The organism is Montanilutibacter psychrotolerans, assembly GCF_003719825.1.
Lineage (GTDB): Bacteria > Pseudomonadota > Gammaproteobacteria > Xanthomonadales > Xanthomonadaceae > Montanilutibacter > Montanilutibacter psychrotolerans.
In genome coordinates, this window is record NZ_RIBS01000004.1 from 74,974 (window position 1) to 93,855 (window position 18,882).

Below are 18,882 nucleotides of genomic sequence, written 5' to 3' on the forward strand. Positions count from 1 at the left end.
CGGCGTCGATCGCGACCGATCCGCGACCCGTCGTGGCCGCGTCCCGCGATCAGCCCTTGACGTCGGCGTTGAGCGAGTAGGTTGCGTGGATCGTCGCCTCGGCCAACACGTGACCGTGCATGGCCGACAGCGCCTGCGAACCGTCGAAGCGCTCGGACAGCGGCAGCCGCTCGATGTCGAGCGCGTACACGCGGAAGAAGTACCGGTGCAGGCGCAGGTCGTTCGGCGGCGGGAACGGACCGTCGTAGCCGAGGTAGTCGCCGGCCATGTCGGCGTCGCCGGCAAACCAGCCGGTGTAGTCGTTGCAGCCCTGGCGACTGCCGGCGGGACCCTGCGGCGCAGCCTTGCCGCGCGCGGTGAAGCCGTCGCTGCAGGCGCCCGCGGCAAGCGCGCGCACGTCCGCGGGGATGTCCACCATCACCCAGTGGTAGAAATCGCATCGCGGCTGATCGGCTGGGATCAGCACGCCGTCCTTGCCCACCATCTCGGCAACCGTCGGCACGTCGGGGTCGATGCACAGCAACGCGAACGATTTCGTTCCCGGCGGCACGTCGTCCCAGCTCAGCTGCGGGTTGCGGTTGGGCGCGAAACCAAAGCCCTCGCCCGTGGCCTGTCCGGCCGCATAGGCGACCGGCAGGCGGGCGCGGTGTTCGAAACTGTCGCTGTGGATGCGCATGGGACCTCCGCTGTCGCCCGGGCAAGGGCACCGCCACCGGCAAATCGGGCCGCCGGCCGGTGGCGTGCCGGCGGCCGTGCCGTCCCTTTGCCGGGACGGCGTGGTTCAAGATGCGATCAGGCTTCCGGGTATCCCAGGCGCACCGCGACCGGCGTCAGCACCGCAAACGCATCGGCCAGCGGCTCGGCAAACGCACGCCAATGGTCCCGCGGGAAATGCTGCGGGCCGAACATCCCCGGCGGCGTTGCGTTGATCGGAATGTCGAGCGCATCGGAAATCGCCTGGGCGATCGCGATCGGGTCCTCGGCGATCTCGTCGAGCTTGACCAGGCGATGCGGGAAGAGGTCCCGCTCGTGCAGGTCGGCGATCTGCGCCAGCACGTTCGCCATCCATTGCGCACCGGCCAGCGGCGATTCCAGTGCGAACGGCACCGGGCCGCCCCAGGCCAGCCAGTCCAGCAACATCTCGCGCGGGTCGCGCAGCACGACCATCAGCACGGCTTCGGGCAGGTGCGGGCGCAGCGCCAGCAGCAGCGCGTTGTCCCACCACAACAGCCAGTCGAACACCTGACCGTCGTTGATGCCCCGGCCCGGCAACGCGGCCCGCCACTGGTTGACCAGATAGCTGCCGTCCAGCGAGCCGTCGACCAGCGCCTGGGTGGTGCCATAGCGCTGCAGCGGATCGCGCGGCGGCTGGGCGCCCAGGCGGTCGGAGCGCAGCGGGCCGCCAGCGGCTTCGAAGGTAAAGGCGATGCGCTCCACCAGCGAACCCGGCGGACCCCACAGCAACAGCACGCCAGGCGCCGGATCCGGCAGTGGCGCCAGCGGCGGCCACTCGCCCTTGGCCTCGGCCGAGGTGGGCAGCGGCAGGCGCTGCGGTGCGGCCTCGGCCTGCAGTTCGACCCAGGTCGCGGCGGCCGCATCGGGCTGGCCGGCGACGTCGAGGGTACGACCCAGCAACTGGCGCAGGCTGCGCTTGACCGACTCGTCGGTGGCGCGTGCCAGCAGGCTCTCGACGTAGTTGACCGCCTCTTCGGGATCGCGGTGCATCAACGCGTCGACCACGCGCAGCTCGGCCTGGGTGTGGCCGGGTTGCAGTTCGGTGATGCGACGCGCCAGCGCCTCCGCCTGGTCGTTCTCGCCGTGGCGATCGTGGATGGTCAGCATCGCGCCCAGCGCGGGGATGAAGTCCGGCATCGCCTGTTGCCAGCGCGCGACGATTGCGCGCGCGGCGTCACCGGCGAACTCCTCGAACAGCAGGCGCGCATTCCACAGGTCGTCCGAAGCCGGGTGATCGGCCAGCAGGGCATCGAGCGTGGCACGTGCGTCGTCGGCGGCGCCCAGCCGGCGCCAGGCCTCGACCGCGGCGACCACGTTGCGACGGTCGCCAGGCTGCTCGGTGACGGCGGTACGCAGCAGTTCCAGCGCGCGCTCGTTGCGCCCGGCGGCGAGTTCGAGCTCGCCCACCACGCGACGCATCGCGGTGGTCGCGTCGGGGCGATCAAGCAGCGCCGACAGCATCTGCGCCGCATCGGAGAAACGGTCCTGGCGACGCAGCAGGTCGGCGACCAGGGTGCGCAGCGGCACCGAGTCGGGATCGCGTTCGAGCAGGCTGCGGAACGCCTGTTCGGCGAAAGCGAAATGGCCCTTGGCCATGTACGCGAAGCCCAGCGCGTGGCGCAGCTGCGGCTCGTCGGGATGGCGCTGGGCCGCGGCACTGAGCAGCGCCAGTGCGCGGTCGGCATCGCCGCGGCGCAATGCAAGATTGCCGTCGACGGCCGCCACGTGCGGGTGGTCCGGCGCGATGCGGGCGGCGGTGCGTGCCAGGCGCTCGGCTTCGTCGAAGTCGCCGCGGCCAAGGGCGATGTGGGCCTGCATGACGTAGGCCGGGAACTGGTTGGGGTCGAGCCCGGTCGTGCGGGCCAGCGCCGCCTGGGCCTCGTCGAGCTGGCGCTCCTGCAGCAGCAGGCCGGCGCGTTCGAGGTGCAGGTTGGCGTCGTCGGGCGCCAGGGCCACGGCCTGGTCGATTGCCGCCAGCGCGGCTTCACGGTCGCCATCCAGGCGCAGTGCGGCCGCCAGCAGACGGTGCGCGGTCGGGTCTTGCGGCTGCGCGGCGACCGCGTCGCGGGAGGCGGCCACGGCTTCAGCGGCGGCGCCACGGCGGAGGGCGTCGAGGATGGCTTCGTGCATGGATTACTCGAGAAACTACGGGCGAAGCGCCGATTGTACTGGCGGCGAGGCCCGCGGGGCCGCGGACGGGAAAAGCGAAATCGGGGCCGGCGCTACCCGGGATTTCCGGGGGCCAGTTCGTCCATTGGGCGCGCTGAATCACCGGGCCGTGTGCCCAGACCGGGGAGCGGCAACCGCTGTTCAGATCTGCTCTCGGGAACACCGCCACCACTGCGGCAGCGGCGCACGTTCGCGCCGGCGCGAGGCGCGCGGTCACCCCAGCCGATGGGCGATCCAGCGCTCGGCGAACCCGCTCATGCTGGCGTTCTCCAGGAAGCCGCAGTGCCCACCCCACGGTGAAATCTCGACGCGCAGCGATGGCAAGGTGGCCAGTGCATCGAAACCGGCAACCGGAATCACCGGGTCGTCAGCGGCCATCAGCACGCTGCCGGGCACCTGCAGCGCGGCAAGCCGGTCGCCGGCGATCGAGTAACCGTCGAAGTAGCGATCCAGCGTGCCGAAATCGGTGTGGCGCTCGACCATCCACTGGGTCAGCGGACGCATGCTCAGGCCCAGCGTGTGATCGTCGAAGGCGTGCTCGTTGGGAAACAGTTCGCGCTTGCGCGCCAGCGAGCTGCGCCACTTCCGCTCGAAGTACCACAGGTACAACGGCAGGCCATGCTCCATCGCGTCCATCGTGCGCGCCGGATCGAGCACCGGGCACACCGCGGCCACGTGCGCCAGTTGCAGGCCCACTTCCGGCGCACGCAGGGCCAGGCGCATCGCGAAGTTTCCACCCAGCGAGTAGCCGGCCACGCTCAGCGGCCGGCGCGGGAAACGCGCGGCGACATCGCAGGCGGCGTGCACCACCTCGTCGATGCGGTTGGAGTGGAACAGCCCCTCGTTGAGGTGGTGGGTGTCGCCGTGGTCGCGGAAGTTGAGGCGGAAGACCTCGAAGCCGTCGCGCAACAGTTCGGCCGCGGTAAGTCGCATGTAACTGGAATCCACGCTGCCCTCCCACCCGTGCAGCAGCAACACCAGCCCGCGCTCGCCGGTGGTTCCCGGGACCACGCTGTGGACGCCCTGCAGTCGCACGCCCCCGCCGCCGTCGACGAGGTGCGCGGTGTGCGTCGCGCCCAGCGCGGCCAGGCGGCGCTCGCCGTATCGGCGCCGCAACGGGCTGGACCCGACCACGGATTGCACGTGCGGGTTGCGGAGCCAGCGTGGCGGTTGGTAGTCGGCGGCAGTCAGCATGGCAGACGGCGAAAGACGGCTCCGGGTAGCGAAAGCGTGGCGGCGTGGCGGTGAGTACGGCGTCGGGCCCTGCCCTTCGGCTCCCCACCCCGCGTTGGTGACAACGTGCTTTCCCGCCGCAGCCTGCCGTCCGCACCACCGTCGCCGTCGATCGTGGCGCCGCGCTGGCCCGTCCGGCGTGGCAGCCCAAGGGCGCCGCGCGAATGCTTCGAGTCCGGACGGCCCTTCACCATGGGCCCTTGGCTAGTCGCCGTTCATCGCGTCGATGATGCGCGAACGCGCCAGTTCCGCGATGCGGCGCCGGCCGTCGGTTTCGCCGGGCAGGATCGGCTCGAGGAAATGCACCTGCGCCAGGCGCGGGGGTTCGCCCAGCAGGCGCAGGAAGTTCGCAAAGAAGCTCTCGCCCGGGCCGAATGCCACCACGCGCTGCGCGTTGCCGCGCTCGCCGTAGACCAGCGCGACCGGCTGCACCGGTGCGCCCGCCTCGACCGCGGACAGGAAAATGCGTGCGTGGAAGGGCCCAACCTCACCACCGCCTCGCGTACCGCCTTCCGGGAACACGCCGACCGAACGGCCGGCGCGCAGTCGCGCGAGCATCTCGTGCAGCACGCCACCCAGCGACTCGGTGCTGCCGCGGGCGTGGAAGATGGTTTCGCCACGCGCCGCCAGCCAGCCGATGAGCGGCCACTGCGAGATCTCGCGCTTGGCGACGAAGCCCATCATGCGCTGGCTGTGCAGGATCTCGATGTCGACCCAGCTGACGTGGTTGGCCACGAACATCGTCGCGCCCGGCAACGGCGTCCCGACCCGCCGCAGGCGGAACCCGAACACGCGCATCAGTCCGGCAGACCAGGCGCGGATCAGACGGTGCTCCAGGCGCTCGTTGCCGATCCGGATGCCGGCGGTCAGCGGCGTGATCATCAGCAGCGTCAGCGGCAGGTGCACGGCGACGTGCCACAGCAGCATCGGGGTGCGCACGAGGTAGCGCAGCAGGCGCGCGGACGACGCGCCGGACGGCGCGGCCGCGCCGGTGTGGGGAACGGGCGCATTCATCGTCGAAACGATACCGGAGGGGCCTCCAATCGCGAAACGCCACGTGATGCGCCGCCGGACGGGGTTCAGGCCCGCGCGTCGCGTGGCGACGCGCGAAATGGCCACGACAGGCCACGGGACCGGCGGTTGCGCCATGCCGGGCGGGGCTTGCGGCCGGTCGCGGGGTGCGGATCAGCGCGCGTTGCCGCGCTCCACCACGGCCAGGGTGATGCGGGAAATGCAGATCAACCGGCCGCCATCGTCCTCGATGCGGATTTCCCAGACCTGGGTGCGCCCGCCGACGTGAAGCGGCCGCGCGGTACCGGTGACCACGCCCTGGCGCACGGCGCGCAGGTGGTTGGCGTTGATCTCGATCCCGACACAGATCCGTCCGTCGCCGATGCAGAGGTTGCCGGCGCTACTGCCCAGGGTTTCGGCCAGCAGCACCGACGCGCCGCCGTGCAGCAGTCCATACGGCTGGCGGGTGCGTTCGTCGACGGGCATGGTCGCGCGCACGTAGTCGGCGCCGACTTCAGTGAACACGATGCCCAACGGCTCCATCGCAGTGCCCTGCGAGAGCGCGTTGAGCTGGTCGGGGGTGGGGTTGCCGCGGAACAGTGCGGCGGAGGGGGCGGTACTGGTTTCGGTGGTGTCTGTCATCGCACCACGATAACGGAGCGGCTCAGCCGGCGACCAGCGCACTGCGCGAGGGGAGGGGCGCGCAGCGCGCCGGTCGGGACTGGTGACAGGGGGCCATGCGGGATCCGCCTGGCGAATTACGCGAAACGGAAGCGCGGCTGGGCCCATTCGGTGGTGTAGCGACGGTTGCTGGCATAGCCGCTGCTGTTGCCGTAGCCGACGCCGAAATCGCGCTGGCGGTGGATGTGGCGGATCGGGGCGGCAACGGCGGCCGGACGCGCGGTGTTGGTGGTGGTGACGACGGTGCGGTTGGACAGGTTCTGGACGTTCATGGCGATTCCTCGGGGGGCTGGGGGTCGGTGCGTCTTGGTGTGTTGGTAAAGTACAACACCAGATCAATTCCGCCATGGGCCAGAAGTCACCCCACCGAAGGCACCCTTGTCCGAGGGCCTCGCCGGGCCAGCAGCAGCCGGGCGGAACAGCCTTTGAGATGCGCCGAGAGCCGCCCAGGTTGCCGTGACCGATGGCAGGGGCATGGCCTTGGGAGGCGCGGCGCTGCGCGGCCGCCCGCTCCCCGGTCGGAGCGTGACGTGGCGCCGCCTGGAGGACGGGGGACCAGCCCGGGGCCGAGGGCCCTGAGGGCTGTGCGACGCAGGGGCTCGGCCACCCGAGGGAAGTCCGCTCCGGGTCGGAGCGCGGCGTGGCATCGCTTGGAGGACGCGGGGCCAGGCCGCGCCGATGGCGCCTTGGGGTCAGCGGCACCGGGCGATTCGACCGCCCGAGGGGCCCGCCCGCTCCCGGTCGGAGCGTGGCGTGGCGTGGCTTAGAGAATGGGGGCCAGGCCCGCGCCGAACGCGGTGAAGATGCGCGTGGTCAGGCCTTTGAGGCCCAGCCGCACTTCCGGAAAGTCCCCGACCGGCCGGTAGCAGGCGCGGAATCCGGGCGCATTGGGCGGCAACGGCTGCGGGCAGGCCGGTCCGGGCACGAATTCGTAGCTGGTGGCGTAGCGCACCGGCCACAAGTCGAACAACGGCAGTTGCTCGGACGCCTTGGACAGCGAGTACTCCAGACCGGAGAACACCGGCGGCTTGTCGCGCCGCGCGATCACCCAGGAGTTGGCCGGGGCGATGTCACGGCGGATGCTCTGGGCCAGCGCGCGCGCGAAGTCCGGGTCGGCAATGACCACCGCGCTCTCGGTGTTGTAGTCGTCGCCGCGCGGATCGAAATTGTGGGTGCCGATGACGCCCACTCGCTCATCGATCACCAGCGACTTGGCGTGCAGGCCCACGCGAACGCCACCGCGTCGCAGCGGCACCGGGCGGTTGGCACCGGACGAGCCATAGCGCAGCGCGCCGTACTCGCGCGACAGGGGCGCGCGATAGGTGCCGTTGCCGTACACGCTGCGGCGGTCACGACGGGCGCGGCCCGCGCGCTTCGCACCGGCAACCGGTGCGGCGTGTTCATTGCCGGACCCGACAGGTGGGGGCTCGGGCAGCTCGCCGGCAGGCTTCTCGATGTCCATCGGCACGTCACGCGGAAACGGCTTGAACTCGTAGATGTGGAAGCCGAACTCGCGCAGATAGCGGCGCTTGTACTTGTACGACAGCGCGTAGGCGATGAACGCGTCGGTTGCGGCCAGGCTGTTGGTGGAAACCACCACGCGCGGTGCGCGTTCGCGCTGGTGCAGGTCGCGGAACATCTGCTGCGCCGGCTTGGACAGCACCAGGTACGGCGTCTGCAGCAGCACCTCCTCGTGCGCCGATTCGATCAGGCCGCGCAACGAACGCGATGCCAACGCGCCACTGCCACCGTCATCGGCGTGCTTGGACGGACCGTCGGTGACGTAGTCGACCGCGCCGACCGGCAATGCGTGGTCGGCCAGGCGCTGGCGCACCAATGCCGCGTCGCTGGCTTCCTCGCGCATCGTCTGCGCGCGCCTGGGACGGGCGAAGTGCGGTGCCGGTACCGGCGGCACGCCCGCGTCCAGCAGGCGTCGCCCAACATCGGTCAGGTGCTCGACGCGCACGCTGCGGCCGTCGTTCCAGAACTGCTCGAAGTCGGCTTCCATCGTGCGCGCTGCTGGGCCGGCGACCAGCAGATCCCGGTCGCGGAAGTTGTATTCCGGGTCCCAGTCGTAATAGTCGTCCTGGTAGTTGCGCCCGCCGGTGACGCCCACTGCGCCATCGACCAGCAGCAGTTTGGTGTGCATGCGCTGGTTGAGTTTGCGCCAGCAGCACGCGGCAGCGAGGGCGTACTGCGGATAGCTGGTGCGCGCGCGGTTGAACATCGGGTTGTACACGCGCAGCTCGAAGTTGCGATGCACCCCAGCCAGCGCGGCCAGCGTGTCGACATGCTCGAGCGCGGCCAGCTGGTCGATCAGCACGCGCACGCGCACGCCCCGCCGGGCGGCCGCCAGCAGCTCGTCGAGCACCAGTTGGCCAGAATCGTCCTCGTAGAAGATGTACGTCTGCAGATCGATCGCGGTGGTCGCGCTACGCAGCAGGTTGATACGCGCCAGCAACGCGTCCCGCCCCCGGTCGAGGATCAGCGCGTAATGGCGTGGCGCGGCTTCGCTGGATTCGACGAAGGCGCGCGCGGCCAGTTCGCGCAGCGGCGACGGCTGCGCGCAGGCGTCGTGGCGATCGCAGTCGACCTGCGTCGGGCGTGCCGCCTCGGCGATTGCAGCGGCACGGTCGCGCTGCGCCGGCGACAGCGTCGCGCACGCCGACAGCGTGGTCGCCAGCACGATGGCCAGCACGCGTGCGAACAGGTTCATGGTGATGCTTCCTGCAGCCGCAGGCGCAGGTCGAAGCGCACCGGGTTGGCCAACGCGAAGCGCCACCCGTCGAGACCGTAGTCGTCACGACTGATCACGCCGCTGGCGACGACGTCGCAGCCCACGCCGGGGTCCGCACAGCCGGCAGGCTGCAGCGCGAACGACTCGTTCCGCCGTACACCGTGCAGCGTCAGGACGCCGCGCAGGCGTCCGCCATCGCGGGCGAGGCGTCGCGGGTGGGGCTCGGAGACGAATTCGATCATCGGGTAACGCTGGGCATCAAAGAAATTCTCGCCGCGCGCAAGCGCGGTGTAACGCTCGGAACCGGCCACCACCACGTCGGCGCTGGCGAGCCGGATCCGGACTTGTTGGCGGCCGTCGGGCAACCGGACGACCTCGCCGTCGTAACGCGGGAACGCGCCGCTGACGCGCAGTCCCCAGCGCGTGCGCAGCTCGAAACCGAATCGACTGCGCACCGGGTCGATGCGTAACGAATCGATGCGCACCGGTTCCGTATGCAGCGGCGCGACACGTGGCGGCGCCGGACTGGAAGGCTGCTGTGCGTGCAGGCGCGCTGCCGAAACCAGTCCGACCAGCGCGAACGATACGGCGATGAGCGTGAAGCGCAAGCCTTGTGTCACGGCCACCAGAACGCGCTGAGTTGGGCGACGCCCGGTTCCAGCGCGGCATCGGCCGGCACCGACAGCACCGCGATCGCGGCCGGCGGCATGCCGCGGTAATCGCCGGACTGGCCGCTGTGCAGCAGCGCGGCCAGGCGTTCGAAGCCCGGGTTGTGCCCGACCAGCATCAGCCGGCCCACCTCGGCGTTGGCGTCGGCCAGCGCGATCAGGGTGCCCGGGCTGGCTTCGTAGATCGACGGTTCGATGCGCTGGTCGACATAACCCACCGCCCCCAGCACCGCCTCCAGCGTCTCCCGCGCGCGGCGCGACGGCGAGCACAGCACGCTGTCGGGCACGAGGTTGTTCGCTACCAGCCAACGCCCTGCCGCCTCCGCTTCGGCAAGCCCCTCGGCCGACAGGGGACGGTCGAGATCGGCCTGCCCGTTGGCGGCGGGTTCGGCGTGGGCGTGGCGGAGCAGGATCAGTTCGCGCATGTCAGGTCCGGGTTGGGAAAGGGGTGTTGGTGGGCGTGGAACGGTTGGAACGGTGCGGTGGGGCGGTCGCGGCGGGGCTGCAGGGCCGCGTCGTCCCGATCGCCTACTTGCGCAGCCACCTCAGCAGCGGCGCCCAGTCGGCCTGATGTTCGCGCACCTGCGCGGAGTGGTAGTCGAACAGACTTTTGCCCAGTGCGGTCATCACCACGTAGGCCTGGCTGTCGCGCAGTTGCGCGACCAACGGGTACGGCCACTGCCGGAGCAGGTCGACGGACTGCTGCGAGGCGTGCGTCCAGGGCTTGAGCTTGTTGCCCAGCAGCCCCACCCGCAGCGCGCCTTTGCGCACCCGCGGGTGGCGGGCCAGCGAGTCCAGGAACGGCACGGTCGCCTCGATGTCGAGCGTCGACGGCTGGATCGGCACGATCACCGCATCGGCGAGGTCGAGGAACACCTCCAGCTCCTCGGCCATCGCCCCGGCCGGCGCGTCGATGACCAACCGCTGGGTGTCGGCCGGCAGCTGCCGGTTCCAGCCCTTGCGGCGGGTGCCGTCGAGCGGCAGCACGGCCGATTCGAGCGCCGCACGGCGCTGCGCCCAGCGGGTCGAGGAGTTCTGCGGGTCGGCGTCGACGAGCGCGGTCTGCAGGCCCTCCAGCGCCGACTGCGCGGCAAGGTGGGTGGCAATCGTGGTCTTGCCGACACCGCCCTTGGAACTGGCCACCAGCACGGTCTTCATGCGCCCGCCTCGATCCGGTTGGAGATCGCAGGTTAACCCAGCCCCGACGAAGCGGCCATTGCCGCGCGGGGGCGCGGCCAACCCGCACCCGGAATCGCGCCAGCCGGCCTATCCCTGCACCAGCCACGCCCACAGCGGCAGCGTGCCCAGCGACAACAGCAGGCCGTAGCCGACCATCGCCGCGGCCAGGCGCGGGGCCAGGTTGTGGGCGATGGCGAGCGCGCCGGCAGTCACCATCGACGGCATCGCCGACTCCAGCACCGCGGTCCGCGCGGCCTCGCCGTGCAGGCCCAGCGCCGGCAGCATCGCCCAGGCCAGCGCCGGCAACACGAGCAGCTTGAGCGCCAATCCGGCCGCGAGCGGGCCCAGTTCCTCGCGCGGCAAGGTCAGCCGCACCGACAGGCCGATGGTCAGCATCGCCAGCGGCAACAGCGCGTCGGACAGGCGCTGCAGGCCGCCGGCGATCCAGCTTGGTGGCTCGTTGGGCATCACCGTGAACCCCAGCGCCAACGCCCACAACGGCGGAAACCCCAGCACCCGCCGCAGCATCGTGCGCGGGCCCGGCACCACGTCGCCTCCGTAGCGCGCCAGCACCCACAGGCCGAAGGTCGACAGGATCAGGAACGCGCCGAACTGGTCGTACACCACCGCGTAGGGCAGCGCGTGTTCACCGATCAGGGCGCGCGTCAGCGGGTACCCCAGGAAACTGGTATTGCCCAGCGCGACGGTCAACAGCAGCACGGCGTGCTCGTCCCGTCGCAGCGTGATCAACCGCCCCACCAATCCGACCAGCGGCACCGTCGCGACCAGCAGCAACCACGGCACCGCGGCCACGCCCAGCAGCGCCGGCTCCAGCTGCAGGCGCGGTGCGTAGCGCAGGACCGCCGCCGGCAGGCACACGTACAGCACCACCAGGTTGAGGGTCTGGGCGGCGTTCTCCGGCAACACCCTAAGGCGCTGGAACAGGTAACCCAGCACCAGCATCGCCAGCACCAGCGCAAATGCGTCGAGGGCCATCGCAATCACGGCAGGGGAGGAACGCCATCGTCGCCATTGATCGGCGCCGGCTCAAGCGCCGGACCGGGAAGCGCCACAGCGGTGCCCGGGCCCGCCGGCCACCGCGGGCGCCCGCTATCATCGCCAGCCCGAACCCGATTTCCCCGCGCGATGAGTGAGCTGCAGGACCTGGTTGCGCTGATCCGCGCCAACACCCCCTTGATCGTGATCGAGACCCGCGACGAGGCACGCGTGGTCGAACTGCTGCGGCAGGCGATGATGCAGGTCTGGCGCGCGATGTACCGCTGGTCGATCACCGAAGGCCTGCGCCGCATCGACCTGGACCACGAGGACCCGCCCGAAGGAGCGCCCGACGTCTCCAGCACCCTGCTGGCGATCCGCGACGCCAGCCAGCGCGGCATCTACCTGCTGTTCGACATGCACCCTTACCTGGGCTCGGCGATGACCCAGCGCCAGCTGCGCGACCTGATCCAGCGCCGCGGCAGCGAGCCGCACGTGATGGTGCTGGTGGGCCACAAGGTCGAGCTGCCGGTCGATCTGGACTCGCTGGCCGTGCGCTATCGCCCCAGCCTGCCCGACGCCAACGCGCGACTGAAGATCGTCCGCGAAGAAGCGCAGGCCTATGCCCGCGAGAACGGCGGCCGCCGCGTCGAGATCGACGGCGAGGCGATCACCCAGATCGTGCGCAACCTGCGCGGGCTCGACCCGATCGACGTGCGGCGCATCACCCGCCACCTGATCTACCACGACGGTGCGCTGGGCCCGGACGATCTGCCGCAGTTGGCCAAGCTCAAGTTCGAACTGCTCAACCGCAGCGGCCACCTGCACTACGAGTACGACCGGGCGAGCCTGCACGACGTCGCCGGCGCCCGTCGTCTCAAGCGCTGGATCGAGCAGCGCCGCTCGGTGTTCGCCGTCACCGACCAGCCGCTCGCCATTGCCGGCGAAGGCGCCGGTGCGGCGCCCGCCCCCTATCGGCTCGAACCGCCGCGCGGCGTGCTGCTGCTGGGCGTGCAGGGTTGCGGCAAGTCGATGTTGGCCAAGGCGGTTGCGCAGGGCTTCGGCGTGCCGCTGGTGCGACTGGATTTCGGCGCGCTGTACAACAAGTTCCACGGCGAGACCGAGAAGAACCTGCGCGAGGCGCTGTTTGCCGCCGAGCAGCTCGAGCCGTGCGTGCTGTGGATGGACGAGATCGAGAAGGGCCTGGCTGCCGATGAGGGCAACGGCGATGGCGGCGTGTCGCGGCGCGTCCTGGGCTACCTGCTGACCTGGATGGCCGAGCACCGCGCGCGCGTGTTCCTGGTGGCCACCGCCAACCAGGTCGATGCGCTGCCGGCCGAACTGTTGCGCAAGGGCCGCTTCGACGAGACGTTCTTCGTGGATCTGCCCGATGCGTCCACGCGCGTCGAGCTGTTCACCCTGCACCTGGCCAAGCGTGGCCTGCCCGTGGCGGGCTTCGATCTGGACGCCCTGGCCGCGGCCAGCGACGGCTTCTCCGGCGCCGAGATCGAACAGGCGATCGTGTCGGGCCTGTATGCCGCGCACGCCAGCGGCGCGCCGCTGTCGGAGTTCACCCTGCGCGCCGAACTCAAGCAGACCCGGCCGCTGTCGGTGCTGATGGCCGAACAGGTCGAAGGCCTGCGCGAATGGGCACGCAGCCGCACGGTGCCGGCGGACTGAGCGACGCGTCGCGGGACGTGGGAAGACCGCGGCCGGAGCCAACCGGCTCTTGGCTGCCCAGTGCCCCGCACCGCCCGCGTCTGCCTTAGGCCGCCGCCAGGTCGAACGAGATGCTGATGCGCTCGCCGCTGCCGTGGTACGGCAACGTGCGGTGGAATAGATAGGACGGGAACAACAGCAGGTCACCGACCTGCGGACAGATCCGGCGCAGCGCGTCCTCGGGCCAGGCGGGCAGGTGTGCGTACGGGCGGCCGAACTCGATCCAGCCGGCGTGCGTCGGGTCGTCGGCCCGGATCGCCGGTGGCAGCTCGACGTAGTACGCGCCCGACAGCCACGATTCCTCATGGATGTGGGTGTCGATGTAGCCGGTCTCGGCGGCCTGGGTGGCCCACACGTGCAGGCGATAGCGCTGGGGCACGTTGCGCAGGAAGACGTCGCTGCCGGCGTCGTCACCCGCGGCCTGGCAGCGCGCGATGAAGGCATCGATCGCGCCGCGCAGCGCCTGCTCGAAACCGATGATCGCCGCGCTGCGGTCCGCCAGCAGGTCGCCGCTCAGGAACGCGTTGCGAGCGGCCAGGCCGACTGGCTCCCAACGTTGCTGGCTGTGCTGACGGATGTCGGTCGCGAGCGCTGCGTGAAACGCGGCGTCATCGGGAAATTCCGCGGGCGTTGGCAATCGCACGGCGTGCACGTGGCGGTGCAGACCGATCAGCGACGCCGCCACATCGAGCCGCTGGCTGGCCGCGAGCGCGACGCCCAGATGGGCGATGGCGCGCTGGTCGTCGGGCGCGGCACGCAGGCTGTCGCGCAGGGTCGCTTCGGCCGCTTCGGGTTGCCGGTTCAGCAGTTGGGCGATGCCGTGCTGCCGGCGCATGGCCGGCGTCGCCACGCCGCCTGCGGCGGCATCGGCATAAACCTTCACGGCTGCATCGGTCTGGCCGCTGGCGAGCAGCTGCTCGCCAAGTACCTCGATCGTGTCCGGATCGAGCGGTGCGATCTCGACCGCGCGGCGCGCGTGCCGCTCGGCCCGATGGGGCTCGCCGAGCCGGCGCAGGATCACCGCGGCGGTGCGGTGCGCCTGGGCGAGATTGGGCTCCAGGCGTAGCGCCGCTTCGGCGCAGCCCAACCCTTCGAGCAGCTCCTGGCGATCGAACCGGTTCGACAGCAACGCCGCCAGGGCCTGGTGCGTACTTGCGGACTGCGGCCGCAGTTGTTGCGCCTGGCGCGCGGCGGCGATTGCCTGCGGATACTCCTGCAATTGGCCGTGGGAAGCGGCGAGGTTGTTCCAGGCTTCGACCCACTGCGGATCACGCTGCGTCGCGGCGGCGAAACCGTGCACCGCCCGCGTGTGGTCGCCGACCATGAACGCGGCGGTGCCGTAGCGGAACGCCGCGCGCGGCTCGGCGGGCAACGCGTCCAGTGCGACCTGCAGGACCGGGAGCGCGTTGTCGGCATCGCCGGCCTGTAGCAGCAGGCTGCCGAGGTCGAGCGCGGTTGCGCCGTCATGCGGCCGCAGGCCGTGCGCCTGTGCGAGCGCGTCGCGACAGCCGGCTGCATCGCCCAGTGCCTGGCGGGCCACCGCAAGCAGCCGCCAGCCATCGAACGACTCCGGCGCCTGATGCACGGCTGCTTCGCACGCCACGCGCGCCTGCGCCGGCTGGCCACGTTGCAGGGCCGCCCACGCGTCGCGCAGCAACGCGCCCGGTGCGTTGCCGCTCACGTCAGCAGCCAGCCGGTGATGGCCAGCCGATCCTGCGCGGCCCAGGGTGCGACCAGACTGACCGCGTGCCCGGCCGGCACGGCGAACAACGACAACGAGTTCCAACGCGGCATCAGGCTTTCGGTCACGCGGCCCTCGGCGTCGATGAACTGCAACAGCCCGCCCCAGTCGGCATGCCAGCCGCGACTGAGGTTGAGCACGTAGGCGTACAGACGTCCTTCGCCGTGTTCTTCGTCGGTGTGGTAACGCAGGAAGTGTCCGGGCCGATAGCGCGTGGCCTGCGCGTTGACGCGACGGATGCGCTCGTCGCCGGTCAGGGCGCGCACGAAGCCGATGTAGTCGGGCGAGTTGAACAGCTCCAGCACGCGGTGCAGCAGCAGCCCCGGATCGCGGCGCTGCTGGTAGGCGGAGACCATCATGTAACTGTCGTACGCGAAGCGGAACGCATCGCCGTCGCGCGCGCCGCTGGCGGTGTCGCGCAGCAGGGCGTCGATCGCCGCGGGTTCCATCGCCGCGTAGCCCTCGTGGTCGATGGTGCGCGCGCCACCGGCGTCGCGCAGTGCCAGCGTCCAGCGCACCTCGTGCTGCAGGCACTCGCGCAAGCGCAGCGCCGCGTCTGGCTGCAGGTAGTTCTCCACCTGTACGCGGCCATCGCGTTGCAGACGGTCGCGCCAGGCATCGAGATCGAGAGCGGGATTGATCATGTGTGGCGGGACCTTGCGCGTCGTCAGTAGCCGGCCGCGTGGCCGTCCTTGCGCGACTCGCTGGCGCCGATCCAGCCGCCCTGCGGGTTGACCATGATGGCCTGGTAGCCGCCGTACGGGCCATCGGCGAAACGCACGCTGTGACCGCGCCGCATCAGCTCGCGCACCACCGCATAGTCGAAGCCGGTTTCCAGATCCAGCTCGCCGCCCTGGCGCATCGGCGTCGCCTGTCCGGCCGGTTCGGTGCTGCCGTCGTGCTGGATGCGCGGAGCGTCGCCGGCCTCCTGAAGGTTCATGCCGAAGTCGATGAGGTTCATCAGGATCTGCGCGTGGCCCTGCGGCTGCATCGCCCCGCCCATCACGCCGAAACTCAACCACGGCTTGCCCTCGCGCGTCACGAACGCCGGGATGATGGTGTGGAACGGACGCTTGCCGGGCTCGAACGCGTTCGGGTGGCCTTCCTGCAGCACGAACTGCTCGCCGCGATCCTGGAAGATGAAACCCAGCCCCGGCGGGGCCATGCCGCTGCCCATGCCGCGGTAGTTGGACTGGATCAGCGAGACCATCATGCCGTCGGCATCGGCGACGGTCAGGTAGATCGTGTCGCCTTCGTCCAGTTGCGCCGGCGTGGCCGGCTGGACCTCACGCAGGGCGCTGTCCATCGAGATCAGCGCGCGGCGGCGCGCCGCGTAGTCCTTGCTGATGAGTCGCGCCACCGGCGCCGGATCGAACGCCGGATCGGCGTACCAGCGCGCGCGGTCGGCAAACGCCAGCTTCTTGGCCTCGGTGAACAGGTGCAGGTGCTCGACGCTGCCGAACCCGTGCGCCTTGAGGTCGAAGCCCTCGAGGATGTTGAGGATCTGCAGCGCGGCGATTCCCTGGCCGTTGGGAGGCAGTTCCCAGACGTCGAAGCCCCGGTAGTTGGTCGACACCGGCTCGACCCATTCGCCCCGGTGACTGGCGAGGTCGTCGTACGAGAGATAGCCGTCGTTGGCCTTGAAGTAGGCATCGACGGTGCGCGCGATGTCGCCCTGGTAGAACGCGTCTCGTCCGCCGTCGGCAATGGCCTGCAGGGTGTTGGCGAGGTTGGGGTTGCGCCAGGTCTCGCCCGTGCGCGGCGCGCGCCCGTCGATCGTGAACTGCTCGGCGAAGCCCGGCCATTTCGACAGGCGCGGCACCGAACGGTCCCAGTAGTAGGCGATGGTCTCGTGGACCGGATGGCCGTCGCGGGCATAGGCGATCGTCGGCGCGAGGTTCTGCGCCATGCTGCGCCTGCCGAACCGCTGGTGCAGGGCGAACCACGCATCGACCGCGCCGGGCACGGTCACCGGCAGCGGGCCGTGCGCCGGAATCTCGGTCAGGCCGCGGCGCTGGAACTCGGCCAGGCTCAGCGAACGCGGCGAGCGACCCGAGCCGTTGTAGCCATGCAATTTCTGCGTTTTGGGGTCCCACACGATGGCGAACAGATCGCCGCCGATGCCGCTGCCGGTTGGCTCCATCAGGCCCAGCACGGCGTTGGCGGCGATTGCGGCATCCACCGCGCTGCCACCGGCGCGCATCGTGTCGAGCGCGATCTGCGTGGCCAGCGGGTGCGAGGTCGCGGCGATCGCGTGCGGCGCGTAGACCTCGCTGCGCGTCGCGAACGGCGCGCCGGTGACTCGATCGGCCGCCGAGGCGACGGTTGGCGATGCCAACAACGCCGCCGCCAGCGCCAGACCGCACAGGCTCAGCGAACGGGGTCGGGGCGTGCGACGCGGCACATCGACGCAGGGCACGTGAACGGGCGGCAGGCGCATGCGGTCACCGGGCGGGGACGGGACCCGCATGCTAGCGCGGCCGGCACACGCGCGGCACGCCAGGATCGGCACGATGCGCGATCGATACGGACGAAGGCACGACCGGTGGGCACGATCCCGTCTCAGCCACTGCGACAGCGCCCGTTACACTGCACGCATGCCTGAAACCTCCCTGCTCCTGGTCGTGCTGCTGATCGCCGTGCTCGTTGCGATCGTGTTGCTGGTAATCCTGCTGTTGCGCCGCCCCGATGCCCTGCTCGATGCCCACAACGCACGGCTGGAACAGGCACTGCGCGCCGAACAGCGCGACGGCCGCGGCGAGTTGCGCGCTCAGCTCGACAGCCTGTCGGCGCAGCAGGAACAGCGCATCGAGGGCTTCAGCACGCGCCTCAACGAGGTGGCCGCGCGGACCGACCAGCACCTGCGCGGGCTCAGCGAGCGCACTGACGCGCGCCTGGATCTGCTGCGCGACGCGCTCGGCGAAGACGCACGCAAGTCGCGAACCGAGGCCGCCGAGCTGCAGCAGCGCTTCGCCGACGTGCTGGGCCAGCGCCTGGCCGAGTTGACCCAGCGCAACGAGCTGCGCATCGGCGACATGCGCGCCACGCTCGAACAGAAGCTGGGCGAGCTGCAGGACAGCAACACCGCCAAGCTCGAGCAGATGCGCGCCACCGTCGACGAAAAGCTGCAGACCACGCTCGAAGCGCGCCTGGGCGAATCGTTCCGGCTGGTGTCCGAGCGCCTGGAGCAGGTGCAGCGCGGCCTGGGCGAGATGCAGCAGCTGGCGGTCGGCGTGGGCGATCTCAAGCGCGTGCTGACCAACGTCAAGACGCGCGGCACGTTCGGCGAGGTGCAGCTGGGCGCCCTGCTGGAGCAGGTGCTGACCATCGAGCAGTACGACTGCAACGTGATCACCGTGCCCGGCAGCAACCAGCGCGTCGAGTTCGCCGTGCGACTGCCCGGTGCGCACGCCGACCAGCCGGTGCGCCTGCCGATCGACGCCAAGTTCCCGCGCGAGGACTACGAGCGCCTGCTCGATGCGCAGGATCGCGCCGACGTCGACGCCATCGCGCTGTCGTCGCTGGCGCTGGAGCGGCGGATCAAGGAAGAGGCGCGCAAGATCCAGCAGGGCTACGTCGCGCCGCCGCACACCACGGATTTCGCGTTGATGTTCCTGCCCACCGAAGGCCTGTACGCCGAGGTGCTGCGCCGCCCGGGCCTGTTCGACGTGCTGCAACGCGAGTTCCGCGTCACCGTGGTCGGCCCGACCACGCTGCTGGCGCTGCTCAACAGCCTGCAGATGGGCTTCCGCACGCTCGCCATCGAGCAGCGCTCCAGCGAGGTGTGGCAGTTGCTGGGCGCGGTGAAGAGCGAGTTCGGCAAGTTCGCCACCGTGCTCGAGAAGACCCACAGCCAGCTCGACACCGTGCGCAACAGCATCAAGGCCGCTGGCGTGCGCACGCGCGCGATCGAGCGTCAGCTCAAGGGCGTGGAGTCACTGCCGGTGGAAGAAAGCCGGCGTCTGCTCGGCGATTTCGTCGAGGAAGACGAGTAGCGCCCGCCGCTGCCGGTC

Annotated in this window: 16 protein-coding genes; 2 read left to right on the plus strand and 14 right to left on the minus strand. The window is 70.5% G+C overall.

The genetic code is table 11. The annotated features are described in order from the left end of the window. Positions 1-49 precede the first annotated feature (49 nt). From EER27_RS09540 to EER27_RS09590, 11 genes are all read right to left on the minus strand, one after another. The gene (locus tag EER27_RS09540) at positions 50-676 is read right to left on the minus strand and encodes a YbhB/YbcL family Raf kinase inhibitor-like protein (protein WP_123087883.1); all 627 of its coding nucleotides are present in this window, start codon (positions 674-676) and stop codon (positions 50-52) included. Between the two features lie 116 nt (positions 677-792). Continuing rightward, positions 793-2,865 carry a tetratricopeptide repeat protein gene (locus EER27_RS09545; RefSeq protein ID WP_123087884.1) on the minus strand — a complete coding sequence of 691 codons (2,073 nt, stop codon included), beginning with the start codon at positions 2,863-2,865 and terminating at the stop codon, positions 793-795. A 252-nt stretch (positions 2,866-3,117) separates the two neighbouring features. Then, a complete protein-coding gene (locus tag EER27_RS09550; RefSeq protein ID WP_123088158.1) occupies positions 3,118-4,095 on the minus strand; it encodes a YheT family hydrolase in 978 nt (325 codons plus the stop codon). Between the two features lie 246 nt (positions 4,096-4,341). After that, on the minus strand, positions 4,342-5,151 hold the full coding sequence (locus EER27_RS09555) for a lysophospholipid acyltransferase family protein (protein WP_123087885.1): 810 nt from the start codon (positions 5,149-5,151) through the stop codon (positions 4,342-4,344). A gap of 171 nt (positions 5,152-5,322) precedes the next feature. Then, the gene (locus EER27_RS09560) at positions 5,323-5,691 is read right to left on the minus strand and encodes a hotdog fold thioesterase (protein WP_223807285.1); all 369 of its coding nucleotides are present in this window, start codon (positions 5,689-5,691) and stop codon (positions 5,323-5,325) included. A 215-nt stretch (positions 5,692-5,906) separates the two neighbouring features. Further along, positions 5,907-6,101, minus strand: a complete 195-nt coding sequence (locus tag EER27_RS09565) for a hypothetical protein (RefSeq protein WP_123087887.1) — start codon at positions 6,099-6,101, stop codon at positions 5,907-5,909. Between the two features lie 491 nt (positions 6,102-6,592). Further along, positions 6,593-8,545 carry a phospholipase D family protein gene (locus tag EER27_RS09570; protein ID WP_123087888.1) on the minus strand — a complete coding sequence of 651 codons (1,953 nt, stop codon included), beginning with the start codon at positions 8,543-8,545 and terminating at the stop codon, positions 6,593-6,595. Continuing rightward, positions 8,542-9,174, minus strand: a complete 633-nt coding sequence (locus EER27_RS09575; protein ID WP_223807259.1) for a YceI family protein — start codon at positions 9,172-9,174, stop codon at positions 8,542-8,544. Before EER27_RS09575 ends, EER27_RS09570 begins: the two co-directional genes overlap by 4 nt. An 8-nt stretch (positions 9,175-9,182) precedes the next feature. Further along, complete coding sequence (locus EER27_RS09580) at positions 9,183-9,659, minus strand: SixA phosphatase family protein (RefSeq protein WP_123087889.1); 477 nt, start codon at positions 9,657-9,659, stop codon at positions 9,183-9,185. 103 nt (positions 9,660-9,762) lie between these two features. Beyond that, positions 9,763-10,392 (minus strand): ParA family protein, encoded by a 630-nt coding sequence (locus EER27_RS09585; protein ID WP_123087890.1) that lies wholly within the window; start codon positions 10,390-10,392, stop codon positions 9,763-9,765. Between the two features lie 108 nt (positions 10,393-10,500). Further along, positions 10,501-11,409, minus strand: coding sequence for an AEC family transporter (locus EER27_RS09590; protein WP_123087891.1), 909 nt, complete (start codon positions 11,407-11,409; stop codon positions 10,501-10,503). Between the two features lie 150 nt (positions 11,410-11,559). On the opposite strand from EER27_RS09590, the gene EER27_RS09595 reads away from it, so the two are divergent. Then, complete coding sequence (locus tag EER27_RS09595) at positions 11,560-13,089, plus strand: AAA family ATPase (protein ID WP_123087892.1); 1,530 nt, start codon at positions 11,560-11,562, stop codon at positions 13,087-13,089. Between the two features lie 85 nt (positions 13,090-13,174). Here EER27_RS09595 and EER27_RS09600 read toward each other — a convergent pair whose 3' ends face one another. The 3 genes from EER27_RS09600 to ggt are packed head-to-tail and all read right to left on the minus strand — an operon-like array spanning position 13,175 to position 17,309. After that, positions 13,175-14,809: a putative 2OG-Fe(II) oxygenase gene (locus EER27_RS09600; RefSeq protein ID WP_123087893.1), complete on the minus strand. Its 1,635-nt coding sequence runs from the start codon at positions 14,807-14,809 to the stop codon at positions 13,175-13,177. Beyond that, positions 14,806-15,513 (minus strand): 2OG-Fe(II) oxygenase, encoded by a 708-nt coding sequence (locus EER27_RS09605; protein WP_123087894.1) that lies wholly within the window; start codon positions 15,511-15,513, stop codon positions 14,806-14,808. Before EER27_RS09605 ends, EER27_RS09600 begins: the two co-directional genes overlap by 4 nt. 23 nt (positions 15,514-15,536) lie before the next feature. Next, positions 15,537-17,309: a gamma-glutamyltransferase gene (ggt, locus tag EER27_RS09610; protein ID WP_123087895.1), complete on the minus strand. Its 1,773-nt coding sequence runs from the start codon at positions 17,307-17,309 to the stop codon at positions 15,537-15,539. Positions 17,310-17,466: 157 nt separating this feature from the next. Between ggt and EER27_RS09615 the strand changes: the two genes are divergently transcribed. Further along, positions 17,467-18,864, plus strand: coding sequence for a DNA recombination protein RmuC (locus tag EER27_RS09615; protein WP_123087896.1), 1,398 nt, complete (start codon positions 17,467-17,469; stop codon positions 18,862-18,864). Positions 18,865-18,882: the final 18 nt, after the last annotated feature.